The organism is Frankia sp. CoBUL1, assembly GCF_978021245.1.
This window is the reverse complement of the sequence record NZ_CDXDOS010000051.1, coordinates 1-18,190: the sequence shown is the minus strand read 5'-3', so window position 1 is coordinate 18,190 and position 18,190 is coordinate 1. Positions and strand designations below refer to the sequence as shown.

Genomic DNA, 18,190 nt, shown 5'->3' with positions numbered 1-18,190 from the left:
TAAGCTGGAACACAGGTCTTGAGATCGGGCGGCCTGGACCGGGGTATGACTCCGGCTCCCGAGGTGCGACGGGAGGTACGCCGTGTATGGCGGTCTTCGAGGCCGTGGTGGTCTTCGAGGCCGTGGCCGTCTCGGCCTGACCGTGGCCGGAGGGCTGTTGCTCGCGCTGGTCGTCGGATGCTCGGAGCCGGGGTCGAGCGGGTCCGGCGGCTCGGCCGCCCGGCCGGGCTCGGTGGTCACGCCGAGTGCGTCGTCTCAGGACCCGGGCGGCCCGGGTGCGCTCGGGACCTCCGCCGCGGCTGCGACGCCTGACGTCTCACGGGCGCCGGGTCCCTCCGGAACCTCCGCCGCCCCGGACGGTGTCGCGTCACTGCTGGTGCCGACTCCGCGAGCATCCTCCGTCTTCGTCGGAGAGGCCTGTTCCCCCGCCGAGGACACCTCGCCCGCGACCGCCGTCAACGGCCTTGTGCTGTTCTGTGCGCCCGTCGGCGGGACCGGCCCGGCCGGCATCGGTCGATGGTCCACGGAGGCGCCCGCCCCGGCTCCCGCGGCTCGGCCGGATGAGGGCGGGAACTGCGGCCCCGAGGACGTCGGGCGCATCGTCCAGGACTCCGCCGGCCGCCCGGTGTCCTGCCTTCGGGACCCGACGGGCACCCTGACCTGGTCCGACATCTCCTGAACTACGTCACCAGGTCACCGAGCCGCCAGGTCACCGATGCCGCCGGGATGATCAGCCGTTGCGGCGGGCCCGGCGGGTGGTGAGGGCCTCGGCGACGGACCAGAGAGCCGGCAGCACCAGGGCTCCGAAGACGGTCGCCCATGCCCACGGATGATCGGCCAGGTAGGGCACGACATCGTCGTGTAGCCAGGGGAAGAGCCGGTCATGGATCACCGGAACGACACCGGCCGCCGCGAACACCGCGATGAGCCCCGCTCCCACGACCGCCAGTCCTCCGGGCAGGTGCCGCCAGCCGGTAAGTCCGATCATCAGCAGGCCGATCAGGCCGACGACGATCCCCAGGCCGCCGACGATGCCCGAACCGGCCAGCCCGCCGGCCGTGCCGAGGCCGACCAGCGCTGTTCCCACCGCGATCGTCATCCGCCGCCGGCCGTGCGTGACATCCCGGATCATCTCGAAGGCGAGACGGGTGACGGCCCGGGAGAGGAACGCGACCGGCCGCAGGGGCCGTGGCAGCCGGCGGGTCGATGCGGCCCAGGCGACGACCACGGCCACGATCTGGGCTAGGGCGGTCACCAGAACCGGGCCCTGCGCCGCGTCGGTGATGCGCTCGTCCGAGACGCGGCAGGCCCCAAGTACCTTGTCCACCGCTCGCGGGGGCAGCGCGCCGGGCGTGACGGGGACGCCGCTGAGCCCGGGTGGCCGGGGCGGTCGGCGCGCCAGAGCCGCACTGTCGACGCCGGCAGGCCGGTGGGCACCGGTCTGTCCCGCGGCGATCCTGGCGGCCACGGCCGCGGCCAGCGAGATGACCTCGGCGCTGCGCGGCTCGTCCAGGTTCGGGGAGCCTGTCTCTTCCGGTACCGCCGAGGCCCCCGGTCCGGTCGTCGTCCCGGGCCGGCTCGGTTCCACGGTCAGGGCCCGGTCGACGGCGGCGAGGAAGTCGGCGGTGGGCCGCGGATCGACCCCGGCCTTGTTGTCGCGCCGCACCGCCTCGGCGACCCCCACCAGCTCCTTGGCCGCGATGTCCCGTTGGATGCCGGCGGCGACCCAGGTCGCCGTGACCGGAAGGTTCGGCGGCACGGGGGCGTCCGGATCGGTCAGAAAGCCAAGCTCGTCGAGTACCTCCCGCGGCGCCGGGATGCCGGCCACCTCGGTGAGATCGTCGACCAGATCCACCAGCCAGCCCCGGCGGGCCAGCGCCGCGGCGTGGGCGTGACCGGCGGGGACGGCGGTGTCCCGGCGGATCACGAGCCGGCGTGGATCCAGCATGATCCGGACCAGCCAGCCCGCACCGTCCAGCCGTCCCCACATCCAGTCGTTGGCCCGCCACGAGGACTTCGCGAAGGCGCCGAAGTTTCCCAGCTGCAGGCCTGTGATCTTCTCCTCGGCCAGTGCGCGGGCGGGATCGAGGCGGTTCGGTAGATCCGCGCTGATCTGGACGAGCTCAACCGGTTGATCGAGGACTGCGGCGCCGGTGCTTCGTTCGACCAGGTGCACGTCGAGCACGGCGATCAGGGCGTCCGCGGGAGTCGACGGGAGGTACCCGACGAAGTCCGCGAGGGTCCGGGCCGCCACCGCCCGGCGCTGGCCGATGCTGAGACCCTCGGGCCTGGTCTCTGGTCCCGCCGGAGGCGGGGCCGCGGGGGACCGCCGGTCCACGAGATCGGTGAGCTCGGTCCGCAGGGTCTCGATCATCCGCTCCAGGGAGCGCCAGGCCCGGGTGAGCTCGTCCTGCCCCGCGTCGCCCTCCGGGTCGGTCCGCAACCAGCGGCGGGCAGACTCGGCGATGACGTCGAGCAGCGGTGCCCCGGCCATCGCACCGAGGGTCTCGCTGACCGTCGTGAAGACGCCGGGCCGCAGGGCTGTGGTGGCTGTGGTGGCTGTGGTGGCTGTGGTGTCGGTGGTGGCGGTGGTGGCGGTGTTCCGGATGGTGGCGTGCGATGCGCCGTGCACGGCCGCCGCGAGCCGGGCGAGTCGGATCCGGTCCGCCGGCTCGGGGGAGAGGACGTACCCTTCGTTGATCATGTTGATCAGCAGGCCCTTGGCGGCGTCGAGCGCGGGTCGGCCCAGTCGCCACAGGTCGGCGAGGTCGGCCGTGGTCGGCAGCCGGTCGGGAAGCATCTGGACCACGGCGTTGACCGCGGCGTTCGTCATCCGGGCGGGTCCGGCCGCGTCGGTGCGCAGCGCGTCGGTGTCCGGGGGACGGGGCAGGTCGAACCGACCACCGAGGACGCGCAGCAGCGCCTCGATCACCGGTGGGGCGATCTCCTCTGCCAGGCTGCGGCGGTAGGCGTCATAGACGCTCTCGTCCGCTAATCGGGGACCACCGGCCGGGGCGAGGCGCAGCAGCCGTCGCCGGTTCGCCCGCGTACCGCGTACGGCGCTGTTGTGGTCGCGTAGCGTCGCCAGATCCGTACCGATCGACTGGTTCAGCGCCGCGCCGAGCACCTGGAGGAGCGTGGGGATCACCATGGGTGGCGCAGGCAGGGCGGGCGGTGTGGACGTTCTGGTTGCTGCCGCCGGATTCGTCGGTACCGCCGGATTCGTCGGTACCGACATCCGCGGCGAGGGTACGACGTAGGCGAGCACGCGACGGACTTGGCGTTCGGCGGGCCGGTCGAAGATGGCCGCCAGCGCCGGTCCGATCGGGCGGTTGACCAGGATCCCGCCGTCCGAGGCGTGGAATCCGTGGGAAGCGTTGACGTAGCGGGCCATGTCCGGGTGCGCGGCGTCGACGGCGTGCCCCACCGGCACGTAGGCCGGCTCGAAGGCGCCCGGAAAGGCGGAACTGGCCCGTGCGGCCAGGGCGAGACGGGGGACCGCGCCAGGGTCGGTCAGGTCCTGCGTGCCGAAGGCGAACAGGCCCCGGTGGTCGACGTCGTACATGGTGCCGCCGAGTGAGTCGGCGTGCTCGGCGACCTCGCCGCGCAGGATCGTCGTAGTGATGAAGACCGATGTCGGGCGGTCCATGCTGGCTCGGGCCATGCCGGCTCGGGCCGTCTCCCCCACCGCTGTCAAGGCGGTGTGCAGCGCGGGCAGCACGGCGGTGTCCCCGTGCAGCAGCGAGGGATACGTCTTCTCGTGGGGGGTGCGCATGAGCGCGTCAAACGAGCCGAGGGACAGCCACAGGTCCCGCAGCGGGGTGAGATCGGCGTGGTGGGTGTTCGCGTAGCCCAGCATGGCGGCGTTGATGCCACCGGCCGAGGTGCCGGCGAGTACGTCCACACTGACCTCGACGTCGAGGATGGCCGCCAGCCGGGCGTAACGGGCAGCGACGGCGTCGTCCGCGTCGTCCGCGTCGTCGGCCCGGTCACGGTCCGGGCTGGTCGCAAGGTTGATCTCGGTGGCGACCCCGCCCATCCAGACGGCGAGGCTCGCGCCACCGGTCATGACGACCGCGAGCCGTACCTCCTGGGTGGCCGGGTCGCGCATGAGTGGCAAGAGTAGACGTGCCCGGCCCCGGGTCTTCCCCGTTTGTCGGAGAAAAGTTGGATCGCGACGACTTCTTCCCAGCCGCCACTCTTGTCAACGGGTTACTCGTGAGTAGCATGGGAACAACGTACTCACGAGTAGCTAGTCGGCATCGGCCGATCACGGTGTCCGGCGGTCCCGGGAAGGAGCCGTTGATGGGCCACTACCGGAGCAATCTGCGAGACATCGAGTTCAACCTGTTCGAGGTGTTCGGGGTCGATCGCACGCTCGGCACCGGTCCCTTCGGGGAGATGGACGCCGAGACCGCGCGCGAGGTGCTGGCCGAGCTCGATCACCTCGCCTCCGGACCTGTTGCCGAGTCCTTCACCGACGCCGACCGTCATCCGCCGACCCTGGATCCGGCGACCGGGTCGGTGACCCTGCCGGAGTCGTTCAAGAAGTCCTACCAGGCCGTTCTGGACGGTGAGTGGTGGCGGCTCTACCTTCCGCCGCACCTGGGTGGGCTGGGTGCGTCCCCGACCGTCGCGTGGGCGGCCTCGGAGCTGCTGCTCGGAGCGAACCCGGCCATCTTCATGTACATGGCCGGCCCGACGTTCGCGGCGATCCTGCACCGGCTCGGCAACGAATGGCAGCGCCAGCTCGCCGAGTTCGCCATCGAACGGCACTGGGGCGCGACGATGGTGCTCACCGAGCCGGACGCGGGTTCCGACGTCGGGGCCGGTCGTACCAGGGCGATCGAGCAGCCCGACGGCACCTGGCACATCGAGGGCGTGAAGCGGTTCATCACCAACGGGGACTGGGATGTCCCGGAGAACATCATCCACCTCGTGCTCGCCCGGCCGGAGGGGCACGGCCCGGGGAGTAAAGGCCTGTCGATGTTCGTGGTGCCGAAGTTCATGCCCGATCCGCGGACCGGCACGCCCGGCGCCCGTAACGGCGTCTACGTGACGAACATCGAGAAGAAGATGGGCCTGAAGGTCTCCGCCACCTGCGAGCTGCGGTTCGGTGAGCGGGCGCCGGCGGTCGGTTGGCTGGTCGGCGACGTCCACGAGGGCATCGCCCAGATGTTCCAGGTGATCGAGTACGCCCGGATGATGGTGGGCAGCAAGGCCATCGCCACGCTGTCCACCGGATATCTCAACGCGCTCGAGTTCGCCCGCACCCGCGTCCAGGGTGCGGACCTGGCCCGCGCGTCGGACAAGACGGCACCGCGTGTCACGATCATTCATCATCCGGATGTCCGCCGGATGCTGATGATGCAGAAGGTGTATGCGGAGGGCATGCGTTCACTGGTGCTCTACACCGCGACGTTCCAGGACCGGGTTGCGCTGGCCGGCGAGCGGGGGGAGGCCGACGAGCTCGCCGAACGCATCAACGACCTGCTGCTCCCGATCGTCAAGGGGGTCGGCTCCGAACGGTCCTACGAGTTGCTCGCCTCTTCACTGCAGATCCTCGGTGGTTCCGGGTACCTGCAGGACTATCCGATCGAGCAGTACATCCGCGATGCCAAGATCGACACTCTCTACGAGGGCACCACGTCGATCCAGGGCCAGGACCTGTTTTTCCGGAAAATCGTCCGGGACCAGGGGCAGGCGCTGGCCTCCGTGCTGGGCGAGATCCAGACGTTCGTGAAGGGCGAGGCCGGCAACGGCGCGCTGCGGGCGGAGCGGGAGGCGCTGGGGGTGGCCCTTGGGGACGTCCAGAGCATGGTGAATTCGCTGGTCGGGTTCCTCACCGCCGCCGCCGAGGAGGCCGCCGCGATCTACAAGGTCGGCCTGAATACGACGAGGCTGCTGATGAGCCTCGGTGACCTGATCATCGGATGGCTGCTCCTGCGCGGCGCCGAGGTAGCCCTGCGGACCCAGGATTCTCCGGCGCTCGCCGGGGCCCGGCCCGCTCGGGACGCCGCCTTTTACCAGGGCAAGGTGGCCGCCGCGCGCTGGTTCGCGGCCAACGTGCTACCAGAGTTGACGGCGCGCCGGGTAGCGCTGGAGTCCACCGGCCTCGGGCTCATGGAACTGCCGGAGGAGGCGTTCTGATGTTGCCGCGGCGGGGTTGCGTTCTTGCCGCGGAAGGGTATATGGACCGGTATGGGAATCCCGTTGAGTCTTTTACTCTTGGCCCTCGGCGCCATCCTCGCCTTCGCGGTCCGCTCCGAACCGTCCGGGCTCGACATCACGGCCGTGGGCATCATCCTGATGTGCGTCAGCGCCATTGGGCTCGGCCTCACCCTGTACCGCGACCAGTGGCGCAGGAAGATCGTCGAAGAGTCGGTCGAGAACGGCGTGCCTGCGCCCAGGCCGCTCGATGACGGCATCATCGTCGACCCGTCCGCTCCGTTCGAGGCCCCGCACCGGCGCGAGCTGGGACTGACCCCCGAGGAGGATCGTCGGCTGAACCCCTCACGCCATCCGGAGGCGACCTGCGGTGACGGGCAGCCGGCCATCCACGTGCACGTCGAAGGGGACCATCCCGTGTCGCCGCACTGAACCGTGCTCGTTCACCGGTCCGCCTGCCCACCGCCCGGTCCGGTTCCCTGGACGGTCCGTGGGGACGGACCAGGGAACCCGGCCGGGCGCTCGTCCGCGGGGGCGAGCCGGGATGGTCGGTTCAGGAGGTGCGTAGCGGCGGGAACGCCTGATCGAGCTCGTTGCGCATGTCCCGCTTGAGGATGTCGTCGGCGTCCGAGGAAGACTGACCCTCGAGTAGAAACCGAGCCACTCGTAGGGTGAGGTCGACCCGCTCAGCCAGGTTGAGCGTGCCGGTGAACCGGCCGCTGGAGTTGGCGGAGGTCAGAACCTTGGCGACGAACTCGTCCGCGGCCTGCAGTGCCTCCACTCGCGTCATGGTTCCACCTCTTTGTGCCGGAAGCCGGTCAGAGGCGCAACCGTACCAGGGAGCGGAATCTGGGCCGTTGTGTGCCCCTCTTGCGTGCAGTGTGCCCGTTTGTGGCCAACTGGTGGATCCGATGAGTCGATCAGGACCAGGCGAGTGCCACCGTGGGATCGGTGATGACGGCACCCACGTCGGCGAGGACCGCGGAGCCCAGCGCGCCGTCGACGATGCGATGGTCGAACGAGAGTGCCAGCTGTACCACCGTACGCACGGTGAGCTGGCCCTCGTGCACCCAGGGCATCGGTCGGATCGAGCCCAGGGCGAGGATCGCAGCTTCGCCCGGGTTCAGGATCGGGGTGCCGATGTCGACGCCGAGGACGCCGACGTTGGTGATGGTGATCGTGCCGCCGCGCAGATCCGCGGGGCTGAGCCGGTCCGCCCTCGCCGCGGTGGTGAGGCCGGCCAGGGCGTGAGCCAGCCCGACGACGTCGAGCCGGCCGGCATCCGGGATGGTGGGCACGACGAGCCCACGCGGGCCCGCCACGGCGATGCCGAGGTTCACCCGGTCGTACACATGTATCTCCGGCCGGCCACCGCCCGCGTCCTCGACCCAGGATGAATTGATCATCGGATGTCGGCGAACGGCGATGAGCAGGGCTCTGGCGACGAACAGCAATGGGGTGATCTTGATCCTGGTGAACTCCGGCAGCGCCGTGATCCGGTCCCGGGCGGCCATCGTCGCCGTCGCGTCGACGGTGAGGAACTCGGTGACGTGCGGGGCTGCCGAGACGCTGGCGACCATCGCCTGCGCCATCGACCGCCGGATGCCGGTGACAGGCACGTGCCAGGTACGCGTCTCGGCGGAGAAGGTGGCCCCGGCGGGGATGACGCCGATCGGCGGGGCATCGCGCGTGGGCGGCGCCGCGAGGGGCGCGGTACGGGCGGGGGCACGCACCGCGGCCTCGACGTCGGCCCGGCTGATCGTGCCGTCTGGGCCGGTGCCGGCGAGGGATGCGAGGTCGACACCGAGGTCACGGGCGAGCTTGCGGACCGGCGGTTTGGCGAGGACCGGACCGGCTGTGTGGATCGGACCGGCTGTGTGGATCGGACCGGCTGGCGTAGGTGGTCGTCGAGGGCGGCGCCGGCGGCTCTCGGCCGTCCTCGGTCCATAGCCCACGAGGACTGGGGTGCGCTCGATGCTGCCAGCGTCCCGGGATGTCGGCAGGCTGTTCGCACCCGTCCCGTCGGCGTTGGTGTCGGCGTCGGTGTAGGTGTCGGCGTCGGTGTCGGCGGTCTGGATGGTCAGCAGGGGTGCGCCGACCGCGAGGGTCGTTCCCTCGGCGCCGTGGGTCTCGACCAGGATCCCGGCGAACGGGCTGGGGACCTCGACGACCGCCTTCGCGGTCTCGACCTCAACGAGGGGCTGGTTCACCGTGACGGTGTCCCCGACCTGGGCAAGCCACCGGACGATGTCCGCCTCGGTCAGACCTTCGCCGAGGTCAGGGAGCCGGAACTGTCGCTGCGTCACGGTAACCCCAGTCAGATAGCCGGTTGGTCGGTCCTCATGCTTCTCAGGACGCTCAGTACGCGAAGGAACGGTCCACGGCGTCGAGGATGCGGTCGACGTCGGGGAGGTAGTGATCTTCGAGGCGGGCCGGGGGATACGGGGTGTCGAAGCCGGTGACCCGCAGGACCGGCGCCTCCAGGGAGTAGAACGCCCGCTCCGTCACCCGCGCGGCGACCTCGGCCGACACCGAGACGTTGGACGGTGCCTCATGGACCACGACCAGCCGGCCGGTCCGGCGTACCGAGTCGAGCACGGGTTCCAGGTTCAGGGGTGAGAGCGTCCGCAGGTCGATGACCTCCAGCGACCGGCTGTCGTCCGCTGCGCTGATCTCGGCGGCGTCGAGGCAGGTCCGTACGGTGGGACCATAGCCGACGAGGGTCGCGTCCGTGCCGGTGCGCACGACCCGGCTGGCGTGCAGCTGGGTGAGCTCGCCCGCGGGCAGTTCGGAGAGGGGGCGCGGGTCGACCACGCCCTTCTCCCAGTACCGCCGTTTCGGTTCGAGGAAGATCACCGGATCGTCGGACCGGATGGCCTGCTGGATCATGTGATGGGCGTCGACCGGGTTCGAGCAGGCGACAACCTTCAGGCCGGCGGTGTGACAGAAGTACGCTTCCGGCGACTCACTGTGATGTTCGACGGCGCCGATCCCGCCGCCGAAGGGGATGCGGATCGTCACCGGCAGCCGGATCCGGCCGGCCGACCGGTAGTGCAGCTTCGCGAGCTGGCTGACGATCTGGTCGAACGCGGGATAGACGAACCCGTCGAACTGGATCTCACAGACCGGCCGGTAACCGCGCATGGCCAGCCCGATCGCCGTGCCGACGATCGCCGACTCGGCCAGTGGGGTGTCGATGACCCTGGCCTCGCCGAACTCCTGTTGCAGCCCGTCGGTCACCCGGAAGACCCCGCCGAGCTTGCCGACGTCCTCCCCCATGATCAAAACCTTGGGATCGGCTGCCATCGCCGAACGCAGCCCGAGGTTCAACGCCTTGGCCATGGTGACCGGGGCGCGGGCAACCCGCTCACCGACCTCGTCGGAGCGCTGCTCCCCGGCGACGACGGCCCCGCTGGTCACCGGTTCCCCTCGGGTACGCCCATCTCGTCCTCCACGCCGGGCCCCTCCACGTCGAACATGGCCGCCAACGCCGATCGCTGGGCCGTCACGAGTTCATTCTCAGCCACCTGCACATGGTCGAACAGGCTGGTCGGGATCGGATCCGGCAGCGCGACGCACTGCGCGCGCAGCTCGTGCGCGAAGGAGTCCGCCTCGATGGCCAGCTGCCGCAGACTCTCCTCGGTGAGTAGGCCCCGCGCCGTCAGGTAGGCGCGCATCCGGTCCAACGGATCACGCCGACGCCACATGTCCAGTTCACCCTTCGGACGGTAGCGGCTGGGATCGTCTGCCGTGGTGTGTGGATTCATCCGGTAGGTCACGGCCTCCACCAGCACCGGACCACGCCCGGCACGCGCGGTCGCCAGGGCCCACCGGGTCACCGCGAGACACGCCAGCACGTCGTTGCCGTCCACCCGCACGCCCGGGAAGCCGAAGCCCGCAGCCCGGTGGACGATCTCGATCCGGCTCTGGCGCCGGGCAGGTGCCGAGATGGCCCACTGGTTGTTCTGGCAGAAGAACACCAGCGGGGCGGCGAACACGCTCGCCCATCCGAACGCCTCGCTGACATCGCCCTCGCTTGACGCCCCGTCACCGAAGTACGCAATAGCCGCGTCGTCGGTGCCGTCCCGGGCGATTCCCATCGCGTAGCCGGTGGCATGCAGCGCCTGCGAGCCCACGACGATCGAGTAGAGGGCGCACCCGTGGGTGCCCGGATCCCAGCCACCGAGCGTCGTGCCGCGATAGATCGCCAGGATTTCCCTCGGCCTGACTCCCCGGCACCAGGCCACCCCGTGTTCCCGGTACGACGGGAACACCATGTCGCCGGGCCTCAGCGCCCGGCCGGATCCGACTTGGGCCGCCTCCTGGCCCCGCAGGCTCGCCCACAGCCCCAGCTCGCCCTGGCGCTGCAGGCTGGTCGCCTCCTCGTCGAACCGGCGGATGAACACCATGTCCCGATACAGCCCGTACAGGTCGTCGTCGGTCAGGTCGGCGATCTGGGCGGCCAGATCGACGGCTGTCCGGGGCGGGTCCGCTCCCGCGGCGTCCACCCCGCCGGCGCGGGCTCTGGAGGGATCGGGTCCCGGCGCATCGGGTCCCGGCGCATCGGGTCCGGCCGCCGTCGTCGTGGATGCGGTGGTGATCCGGTGACCGGCCGGGGTGAGCAGCTGCATGAGCTCCGTCACACTCGCCAACGATAGACCTTGGACGGACAGTGGCAACCGGATCCGACGGTCCCGCCGTGACGAGTGACCATCGTTCCTGCTCGGTACGGTTGCGCGGTGACGAGTGCGCAGCACATGAGCCGCCCGCCGGCCCGGCGTGAGATCGGCAAGGTGGGGATCTGGAGTGGCCAGTTCGACTTCTCCCCGGCCGCGGTCGTCCGGGAGGCGGTCGCGGAACTCGACGATCTCGGTTATCCGACGTTGTGGACCGGTGAGGTCAAGGGGCGCGAGGTGCTGGTCACCGCCGCTCTGGCGCTCGCGGCCACCTCCCGGATGACGATCGCGACCGGGATCGCGCAGATCCTCGCCCGTAACCCACTCACCATGACCGCCGGTCAGCTGGCCCTCGCCGAGGCGTACCCGGACCGGTTCCTGCTCGGGCTCGGGGTGTCCCACGCCGAGCTGATGCACATCCGGGGCGCCTCCTACACGCGCCCACTCGCCCAGATGGCGGCGTACCTCGACGAGATGGACCGGATGGCGGTCGAGCAGTACCGGGCCGTGCCACCTCCCGGTGTCCCGCCACGGGTGCTCGCCGCGCTCGGTCCGAAGATGCTCGGCCTCGCCCGGGACCGGGCCGACGGCGCCCACACCTATTTCGTGCCACCCGAGCACACCGCTGCCGCCCGGGACATCCTTGGGCCCGGCAAGCTGCTCGTCCCCGAGCAGGCGTTCGTCTTGCACACCGATCCGGAACAGGCCCGTGAGCTCGCCCGCCGGCACACCGGGTCCTATCTTCGGCTGCCGAACTACACGACGAACCTGCGGCGCTTCGGGTTCGACGACGACGATCTCGCCGGCTCGGGCTCGGACCGCCTGGTCGACACGATCGTCCCCTGGGGGGACGCGGACGTCCTGCTCGGGCGGATCAAGGAGCATCTCGACGCCGGGGCCGATCAGGTGGCCGTGCAGGTGCTTGACTTCGAGCGCCGTGGGCTGCCGCGTCGGCAGTGGCGCGAACTGGCACCGGTGCTGTCGGCACTCTGACCTCGGACGGACCGCGGCGGTCGAGCTCGGGATCATGGGAACGGTCGGGACGCGGCCGGTTTGCGAGTGGCTCGTCGTGGCGCGGTTGTCACGGAGGGGGAGCCTGGGGTGGAGCGGGGTGCAGTCAGCCGGCGTGTTCGGCGTGTTCGGCGTGTTCGGTGCAGACGCGGGCGCACGGCCGTCGCCGGTGGCGTCGCCGTCATCGTCGGATTCATGTTCGCGGCCTGTGCCGTGCCCTACGGCGAGGACCGTCCGAGGCCGATGCCGACGACTCATGCCGATGGTGCTTCCGTCACCACCGGTCCCCCCGCCTCAGCCGCGGCCACCGTGGGAGCCGTGGGAGCTGCCCCCGTCGGTGACGGCCCGCGGCGGCCGACGGGGCAGCCGGTCACCATCGCCTTCGGCGGTGACATCCACTTCGCGGGTGCTCCCGGTCAGCGGCTCGCCGCCGATCCGCGGACGGCGATCGGACCCATGTCGGCGGCCCTGAGCGCGGCCGATCTCGCGATCGCGAACCTGGAGACGGCGGTGACGGACCGTGGCACCGCGGCCCAGAAGGCGTATGTGTTCCGGGCTTCGCCCACCGCGTTCACCGCGGTGCGGGCGGCCGGCATCGACGTCGTCACGATGGCCAACAACCACGGCATGGACTACGGCATCGAAGGCCTGCAGGATTCGCTGCGTTACGCCCGGGAGGCGCACTTCCCGCTCGTCGGCATCGGCGTGGACGACACCGCCGCGTACGCCCCGTACACGACGACGGTCAAGGGGCAGCGTATCGCCGTCCTCGGGGCCACCCAGGTGCTCGACGACGAGTTGATCGCGGCCTGGACGGCGGGTCCGCACAAGCCCGGCCTGGCATCGGCCAAGGAGGTCGATCGGCTGGTGTGGGCCGTGCGGGCCGTGCGGGCCGCGGCGGACACGGTCATCGTCTTCCTGCACTGGGGGACCGAGCAGCAGCAGTGCCCCAACGAGGCACAGCGCGCCCTGCTCCCCCGGCTGGCGGCCGCGGGCGCGGACGTCGTCATCGGGAGCCACGCCCACGTTCTGCTGGGCGCCGGATGGAACTCCGATGGAGTGTACGTCGGCTACGGGTTGGGGAACTTTGTGTTCTATTCCTCCGGCGCCGGCCGGAACACCGAGTCCGGGGTGCTGGAACTGACCGTCGCCGGCCGGGCGGTCACGGCCGCCGCCTGGCTACCCGCCCGGATCGTGGGGGCATCCCCCAGCCGGTGACCGGTGCCGCGGGAGCCCGGGCCCTGGCGAGTTGGAACGCTCTGCGCGCCTGCACCGGCCTCTCGGCGACGGCCCCCTGCTCCGCTGCGCGCCCCTGCTCCGCTGCGCGCACTGTGGCTCCGCTGCGCGCCCCCTGCTCCGCCGGGAACCTCGCTCAGGTGGCTGGTCGGGCCGCGCAGATGGTGCAGGTGCCGTAGATCTCCACGGTGTGCACGACGTCGACGAATCCCTCGGCGTTGGCGACCTTGGCGGTCCACGCCTCGATCTCCGGCCCCGCGATCTCCACCGTCCGGCCGCAGGAGCGGCAGACGAGGTGATGGTGATGGTCGTCGGAGGCACAGCGCCGGTAGACCGTCTCACCGTCGTCCCGGCGGAGCATGTCGACCTCGCCGCGGTCGGCCAGCACCTGCAGATGGCGGTACACCGTCGTGAGCCCGACCGCGGCGCCCTGCGCCCGTAGCCGGGCGTGCAGATCCTGAGCGCTGGTAAAGGCGTCGGTCTCGGCAAGCGCGGCGGAGACGGCGTCGCCCTGCCGGGTGGCACGCACGGCCGTCCCCCGGCTCGGCGCCGGACGGAGCTCCACCGTCTCATCCCGATGGTTGCGGGGGTCGCGGGCCGGCCGACCCGCGCCGGCCGACCTGGTGTCGTTCCCCGCGGTGCTCACGTTGCTCCCTTCGCCACCGTTCAGGCTGTCTGGTCGGTTCAGTCTGTTGCCGGAGGCGCCCTTACCGTCCGTGCCTCTCATCCCGACTGTGCCGTCCGTCCCGCCCGGGGTGCGCGCCAGCCGTGGGGTCGGCTCGGACCCATGAGCTTCTTGGGGTGTACGGGCCACGTTCTCACTTTCTCATCTCCTCGTCGCGCTGGGCGTGCCTGTCGACGGGAATGGGCACGCGTCCGTTTGTCATTATTGACAATGGTTTTCATCCTGGAGGCGCTGGGTGTGGCACGACTCCGTCGGTGGTGAGCAGTACCGGCGTTTCGTCTCGATCGGAGCGCAGGTGCTCAACCAGAAGCCCGAACTCGCCAACTGCTGACGGCCGCACGCTGACGGCCGCACCCACCGATGATCTGCAACGCTCCGAGGCATAACCTTCGCCCAGAGTAGATCCAGGACGGAGGGATGCATGGCGGGGCGTAGCGGCCGACCTGGGTGGTTGCGAGAACCGGATCCGCTCCAGAACCCCCTCGGTAGTCGGCTCGCCATCCTCGGCGCGATCGTGCTGGTGATCGGCGGGGGAGCAGCGACCCTGGCGGGCGGTGCGGATCCGGCGTCCGGGCTGCCCGCGTCCACCACTGGCGACTCTGTGTCTACCACAAGCGACTTTGTGCCTACCACAAGCGACTTTGTGCCTACCGCAAGCGACTCTGCCGAGCTGGCCTCCTGGTACCACGGCAGCGAGGGTCTACGGGCCCGGGTCGCCACGGACGTCGCGGCGGCCCGGGCGTATCTGGCCGCCCAGGACGGCGCTTCCCTGCAGCCCGTCTGCATCTCCCTCGGCACCGACACGCAGGCGGCGCTGACCGCGCCGGTACCGCCGACCGTGGCCGCGCAGGCGCGGTTCGATGCCGGCGGCAGGGACTACGCCGCCGCTGCGGCGTCCTGCAAGCAGCTCTTCGATGGCACCCGGATCCAGGTCGGCGTGCTGCAGCAGCGCATCGCGGCGTCGTTGGCGGACGGTGACCGGGAATGGGGGGCGCTGGCCGCTCTCATCGGACAGCCGATGGCGACCGCGAGTCCCCCCGAGGCGTCGGGACGCAGCGGGTGAGGCCGTGCAGGGTGCCGGTGAGTGGAAAGGTCCGGATCTCTTGCTCACACCATCCGGCCTGCCGCAGGGACGCGAGTTCGGCGGCCGTGCCCCGGAGGTCGTAGGCGAGGATGAACAGCAGGATCCGGTTCGGCGGTTGCGGGCGGCTGCGGATCGCGCCATCCGCGCCATCCTTCCCGATCACGCTCAGGAAGGTCGTCGCCGATCGGGGTACCCGGGGTCCGACCGGCGGTTCCCTGGACGACGCGTCGTCGCTGAGGTCCATGGCGTAGAGCCAGCCCGCCCGTGCCAGTCGGCCGCCGACGATGACGAGATCGCCCGCCCGATACTCGGCGCGGGCGGCGATCGTCGCGTCGACCATGGCCTCGATCGGACGGGGATCGTGGCGTTCGTCCCACAGCGTGACGGTCCCGCCGACCGCGCAGACCGGCATCACCGCCAGCGCGATCAGGCCGACGGCCGCGGGAAGCCGCGCCGGCCCGACCAGCCTGGCTGTCTGGGCCGTGCGGGCCAGGTCGGCGACGCCGACCGCAACGATGATGGTGAGCAACGGAACCAGAAACAGGTTGGTCCGACAGGCCCCGAAGGGCCAGTAGCGTCCGGCGCTGGCCGCGAGTTGGAGCAGTTCGGCGCCGACCAAGGCGACGATAAGGATCATCCCGTCGGGGCGCCGGCGCAGTACCCGGACTCCGAGCGCCAGCGCAACCGCCGTGGCCGTCCCGACGAGCAGCGTCGGGAGGCGATGCCCCTGGAGGAGGGAGTGCACCAGATTGGGGTCATAACGGTCGATCCCGGGCGGGACGCCACCGAGAATCGCGCCGGTCTGTTCGAGCGTGAACCGCAGGCCGCCAAGGATCCCTCGACCGGCGAGGAAGTGATCGTCCCAGAAATGGCTCGCCCGTTGGCTGGACTGGTGCGCCACAAAGATCATCATGTGGGTGCCGGCCAGGAGGAGGGCGGGGCCCGCCCGTCCGGCGGTGCGCACCACGGTGCGTCGGGGCACCGCGCGGACCAGATCGTAGCCAGCGAGGGGAACCAGCAGAAACACTGCGGGCAGCGACAGCAGCGCCAGCGCCCCGGCCGCGGTCCGGCGTGGGAGCGTGGCCTGTCCCGTCCACAGCGCGACCACCGCGAGGGTGACCACCGCATCGAGGACGTAAGGCTTGAGCTGCGTGCCGGTGTCGACGACGGTGCCGGCGAGGGCGGTCGTCACCGTGGCGGCCACGGCCGGTACCCGGCCGGTGAACCGCCGCGCGAGCAGGAAGCCGCCCGCAGCGAGAAGCGGTAGCCAGATTCCCGCTCCGACGAGCCGGAGCGACCAGCTGTGCCAGCCGAGGATGGTCCCGGTCAGTCGGGTCAGTGCCAGTGAGCCGACCGAGGACGGGGTGTTGGCCGCCGTCAGCTCCGACCAGAACGTCGGCCACGGTTCCCCCGCGAAGTGCGGGCGCCACAGCTCGTCGTACCAGAGCGGACGATCGATCCGGGCTCGCAGCGCGATCTGCACCCCGATCGTGGCGGCGACCAGCAGACCCACGAGCAGGACGTCGCCATGCTGTTTTTCCACAGGTTGTCCACAGGGCGCTGGCGTCCTGTGGACAACCTCCCCGATGGTGTCGATTGCTCCGTCAGTTCCGTCGTTGGGAGGGGTGTTTGTAGGAGGCCAGGAAGCGATCGATCCGGCCGATAGCGTCCGTGAGATCGTCCACCGCGGGCAGGGTCACGATCCGGACATGGTCGGGATGCGGCCAGTTGAAGCCGCTGCCCTGGACGAGCAGGATCTTCTCGGCCAACAGCAGATCGAGGACGAAGCGCTCGTCGTCCCGGATCGGGTAGACGGCGGGGTCCAGCCGGGGGAAGGCGTACAGCGCCCCCCGCGGCGGGACGCACGACACCCCGGGGATGTCGTTGAGGAGCTTCACGACCGTGTCTCGTTGTTCGCGCAGCCGGCCGCCGGGCAGGACGAGATCCCCTGCGCCGCCGTCCTCCGTGAGGGCGGCGACCGTGGCGAACTGCCCGGGCGCGTTGGCGCACAGGCGCATGTTCGCGAGGATGTTCACTCCCTCGATGTAGCTCGAGGCGTGGCCGCGCGGACCGGACATCACCATCCACCCGGCCCGGAACCCGGCCAGCCGATAGGACTTCGACAGCCCGTTGAAGGTCATGCAGACCAGGTCCGGCGCGAGCGCTGCGGTCGCGATGTGCTCGGCGTCCTCGTAGAGGATCCGGTCGTAGATCTCATCGGACAGCAGCATCAGGTGGTGGCGGCGGGCGACCTCGACGATGTTCTCCAGCACCTGCCGGTCGTAGACGGCACCAGTCGGGTTGTTCGGGTTGATGACGACGATCGCTCGTGTCCGCGGGGTGACCTTGGCGGCGATGTCGTCGAGGTCGGGCGCCCAGCCGGCGGACTCGTCGCAGAGGTAGTGCACGGGCCGGCCACCGCACAGGCTGACCACGGCCGTCCACAGTGGATAGTCGGGCGCGGGGAGCAGCACCTCGTCGCCGTTGTTGAGCAACGCCTGCAACGACATCATGATCAGTTCGGAGACGCCGTTGCCGAGGTAGACCCCGCCGGGGTCGATGCCGGTGACCCCCTTGCGGAGGTGATAGCGCACGACCGCTTCCCGGGCTGCGAGTAGTCCCTTGGAGTCGCTGTAACCCTGTGCATCCGCAAGGTTTGCCACGACGGCCTCGAGTACCTCCGGCGGTGCGGAGAAGCCGAACGGCGCGGGATTGCCGATGTTCAGCTTGAGGATGCGCGACCCCGCAGCTTCCAGCCGGGTCGCTTCGTCGAGGACAGGCCCACGGACGTCGTAGCAGACGTCGGCGAGCTTGTCGGACTGGGTGAACTCCATCTGCCCAGAGTAGGTGGGCTGTCCAGCGGATTTTCGACCGGTCGGCGGCGTGCCGGCGAGTTCACCCCGAGGGAGTGACTCCGAACTCGACGGTTGCGTGCTCGTTCGGCCTGATCGACTGATCCCTGTCCGGTCACCGAGAGCCGTGCCGCTCCTTGGCACGAAGATTGACGATATTCGCCTTGAGACCGATCGCATCGATGAGACCGATCTTGACCTGTGATGGAGCTGGAGTCACCTGCACTCCGGCAATCTTGTCACCGGTCGCCGCAGGTTTCCCGCGCCGGGCAAGCTGCGGCATCTGGTGAGATCAGGTGAATACGCACTGATCAGATCCGGTTCGGCAAGCGCACACGTGGAGAGGTCGATGCGTCGACCGGCGTCTGGAGGCAGGCAGAGCACGACGTCGTCCATGGAATCTCCTTGGCATCAGGTTAGGTTTACTTAGGTCATGCCTGGCTGCGGGATCGAGAGAAGGGGTGCCAGCTGGGGCATC

General features: G+C 70.3%; 16 protein-coding genes. 7 read left to right on the top strand and 9 right to left on the bottom strand.

The window, feature by feature from the left end:
- Positions 1-142: 142 nt before the first annotated feature.
- On the top strand, positions 143-679 hold the full coding sequence (locus AC08OX_RS06630) for a hypothetical protein (RefSeq protein ID WP_476607003.1): 537 nt from the start codon (positions 143-145) through the stop codon (positions 677-679).
- 51 nt (positions 680-730) lie between these two features.
- Here the strand turns inward: AC08OX_RS06630 and AC08OX_RS06625 are convergent, their stop codons facing one another.
- Positions 731-4,111, bottom strand: coding sequence for a patatin-like protein (locus AC08OX_RS06625; protein ID WP_476607002.1), 3,381 nt, complete (start codon positions 4,109-4,111; stop codon positions 731-733).
- A gap of 194 nt (positions 4,112-4,305) precedes the next feature.
- Between AC08OX_RS06625 and AC08OX_RS06620 the strand changes: the two genes are divergently transcribed.
- Together AC08OX_RS06620 and AC08OX_RS06615 are read left to right on the top strand one after the other, a co-directional pair.
- Positions 4,306-6,150, top strand: a complete 1,845-nt coding sequence (locus AC08OX_RS06620; protein WP_476607001.1) for an acyl-CoA dehydrogenase — start codon at positions 4,306-4,308, stop codon at positions 6,148-6,150.
- Positions 6,151-6,213: 63 nt separating this feature from the next.
- Positions 6,214-6,600, top strand: coding sequence for a hypothetical protein (locus tag AC08OX_RS06615; protein WP_476607000.1), 387 nt, complete (start codon positions 6,214-6,216; stop codon positions 6,598-6,600).
- A 121-nt stretch (positions 6,601-6,721) separates the two neighbouring features.
- On the opposite strand, the gene AC08OX_RS06610 is transcribed toward AC08OX_RS06615, so the two are convergent.
- The 4 genes from AC08OX_RS06610 to pdhA form a co-directional block, all read right to left on the bottom strand.
- Positions 6,722-6,958, bottom strand: coding sequence for a hypothetical protein (locus tag AC08OX_RS06610; protein ID WP_011434531.1), 237 nt, complete (start codon positions 6,956-6,958; stop codon positions 6,722-6,724).
- 130 nt (positions 6,959-7,088) lie between these two features.
- On the bottom strand, positions 7,089-8,474 hold the full coding sequence (locus tag AC08OX_RS06605) for a dihydrolipoamide acetyltransferase family protein (protein ID WP_476606999.1): 1,386 nt from the start codon (positions 8,472-8,474) through the stop codon (positions 7,089-7,091).
- Between the two features lie 52 nt (positions 8,475-8,526).
- Entirely contained in the window at positions 8,527-9,588 is a 1,062-nt protein-coding gene (locus tag AC08OX_RS06600; protein WP_476606998.1) for an alpha-ketoacid dehydrogenase subunit beta, read from the bottom strand.
- A complete protein-coding gene (pdhA, locus tag AC08OX_RS06595; RefSeq protein WP_476607005.1) occupies positions 9,585-10,799 on the bottom strand; it encodes a pyruvate dehydrogenase (acetyl-transferring) E1 component subunit alpha in 1,215 nt (404 codons plus the stop codon). The genes AC08OX_RS06600 and pdhA overlap by 4 nt, the downstream gene beginning before the upstream one ends.
- A 126-nt stretch (positions 10,800-10,925) precedes the next feature.
- Here pdhA and AC08OX_RS06590 point away from each other — a divergent pair, with 126 nt between their 5' ends.
- Positions 10,926-11,837 carry an LLM class F420-dependent oxidoreductase gene (locus AC08OX_RS06590; protein ID WP_476607004.1) on the top strand — a complete coding sequence of 304 codons (912 nt, stop codon included), beginning with the start codon at positions 10,926-10,928 and terminating at the stop codon, positions 11,835-11,837.
- Positions 11,838-12,173: 336 nt separating this feature from the next.
- Positions 12,174-13,073 (top strand): CapA family protein, encoded by a 900-nt coding sequence (locus AC08OX_RS06585; RefSeq protein ID WP_476606997.1) that lies wholly within the window; start codon positions 12,174-12,176, stop codon positions 13,071-13,073.
- A 154-nt stretch (positions 13,074-13,227) separates the two neighbouring features.
- Here the strand turns inward: AC08OX_RS06585 and AC08OX_RS06580 are convergent, their stop codons facing one another.
- Entirely contained in the window at positions 13,228-13,737 is a 510-nt protein-coding gene (locus tag AC08OX_RS06580; protein WP_476606996.1) for a Fur family transcriptional regulator, read from the bottom strand.
- A gap of 274 nt (positions 13,738-14,011) precedes the next feature.
- Here AC08OX_RS06580 and AC08OX_RS06575 point away from each other — a divergent pair, with 274 nt between their 5' ends.
- Together AC08OX_RS06575 and AC08OX_RS06570 are read left to right on the top strand one after the other, a co-directional pair.
- The gene (locus AC08OX_RS06575) at positions 14,012-14,107 is read left to right on the top strand and encodes a hypothetical protein (RefSeq protein WP_476606995.1); all 96 of its coding nucleotides are present in this window, start codon (positions 14,012-14,014) and stop codon (positions 14,105-14,107) included.
- A 312-nt stretch (positions 14,108-14,419) separates the two neighbouring features.
- Positions 14,420-14,839 (top strand): hypothetical protein, encoded by a 420-nt coding sequence (locus AC08OX_RS06570; protein WP_476606994.1) that lies wholly within the window; start codon positions 14,420-14,422, stop codon positions 14,837-14,839.
- Here AC08OX_RS06570 and AC08OX_RS06565 read toward each other — a convergent pair.
- The 3 genes from AC08OX_RS06565 to AC08OX_RS06555 all read right to left on the bottom strand — a co-directional run bounded on the left by AC08OX_RS06565 (position 14,781) and on the right by AC08OX_RS06555 (position 17,995).
- Positions 14,781-16,403, bottom strand: a complete 1,623-nt coding sequence (locus AC08OX_RS06565; protein WP_476606993.1) for a hypothetical protein — start codon at positions 16,401-16,403, stop codon at positions 14,781-14,783. The genes AC08OX_RS06570 and AC08OX_RS06565 overlap by 59 nt on opposite strands.
- A gap of 61 nt (positions 16,404-16,464) precedes the next feature.
- Positions 16,465-17,694: a pyridoxal phosphate-dependent aminotransferase gene (locus tag AC08OX_RS06560; RefSeq protein ID WP_476606992.1), complete on the bottom strand. Its 1,230-nt coding sequence runs from the start codon at positions 17,692-17,694 to the stop codon at positions 16,465-16,467.
- Between the two features lie 133 nt (positions 17,695-17,827).
- On the bottom strand, positions 17,828-17,995 hold the full coding sequence (locus AC08OX_RS06555) for a hypothetical protein (RefSeq protein WP_476606991.1): 168 nt from the start codon (positions 17,993-17,995) through the stop codon (positions 17,828-17,830).
- Positions 17,996-18,190: the final 195 nt, after the last annotated feature.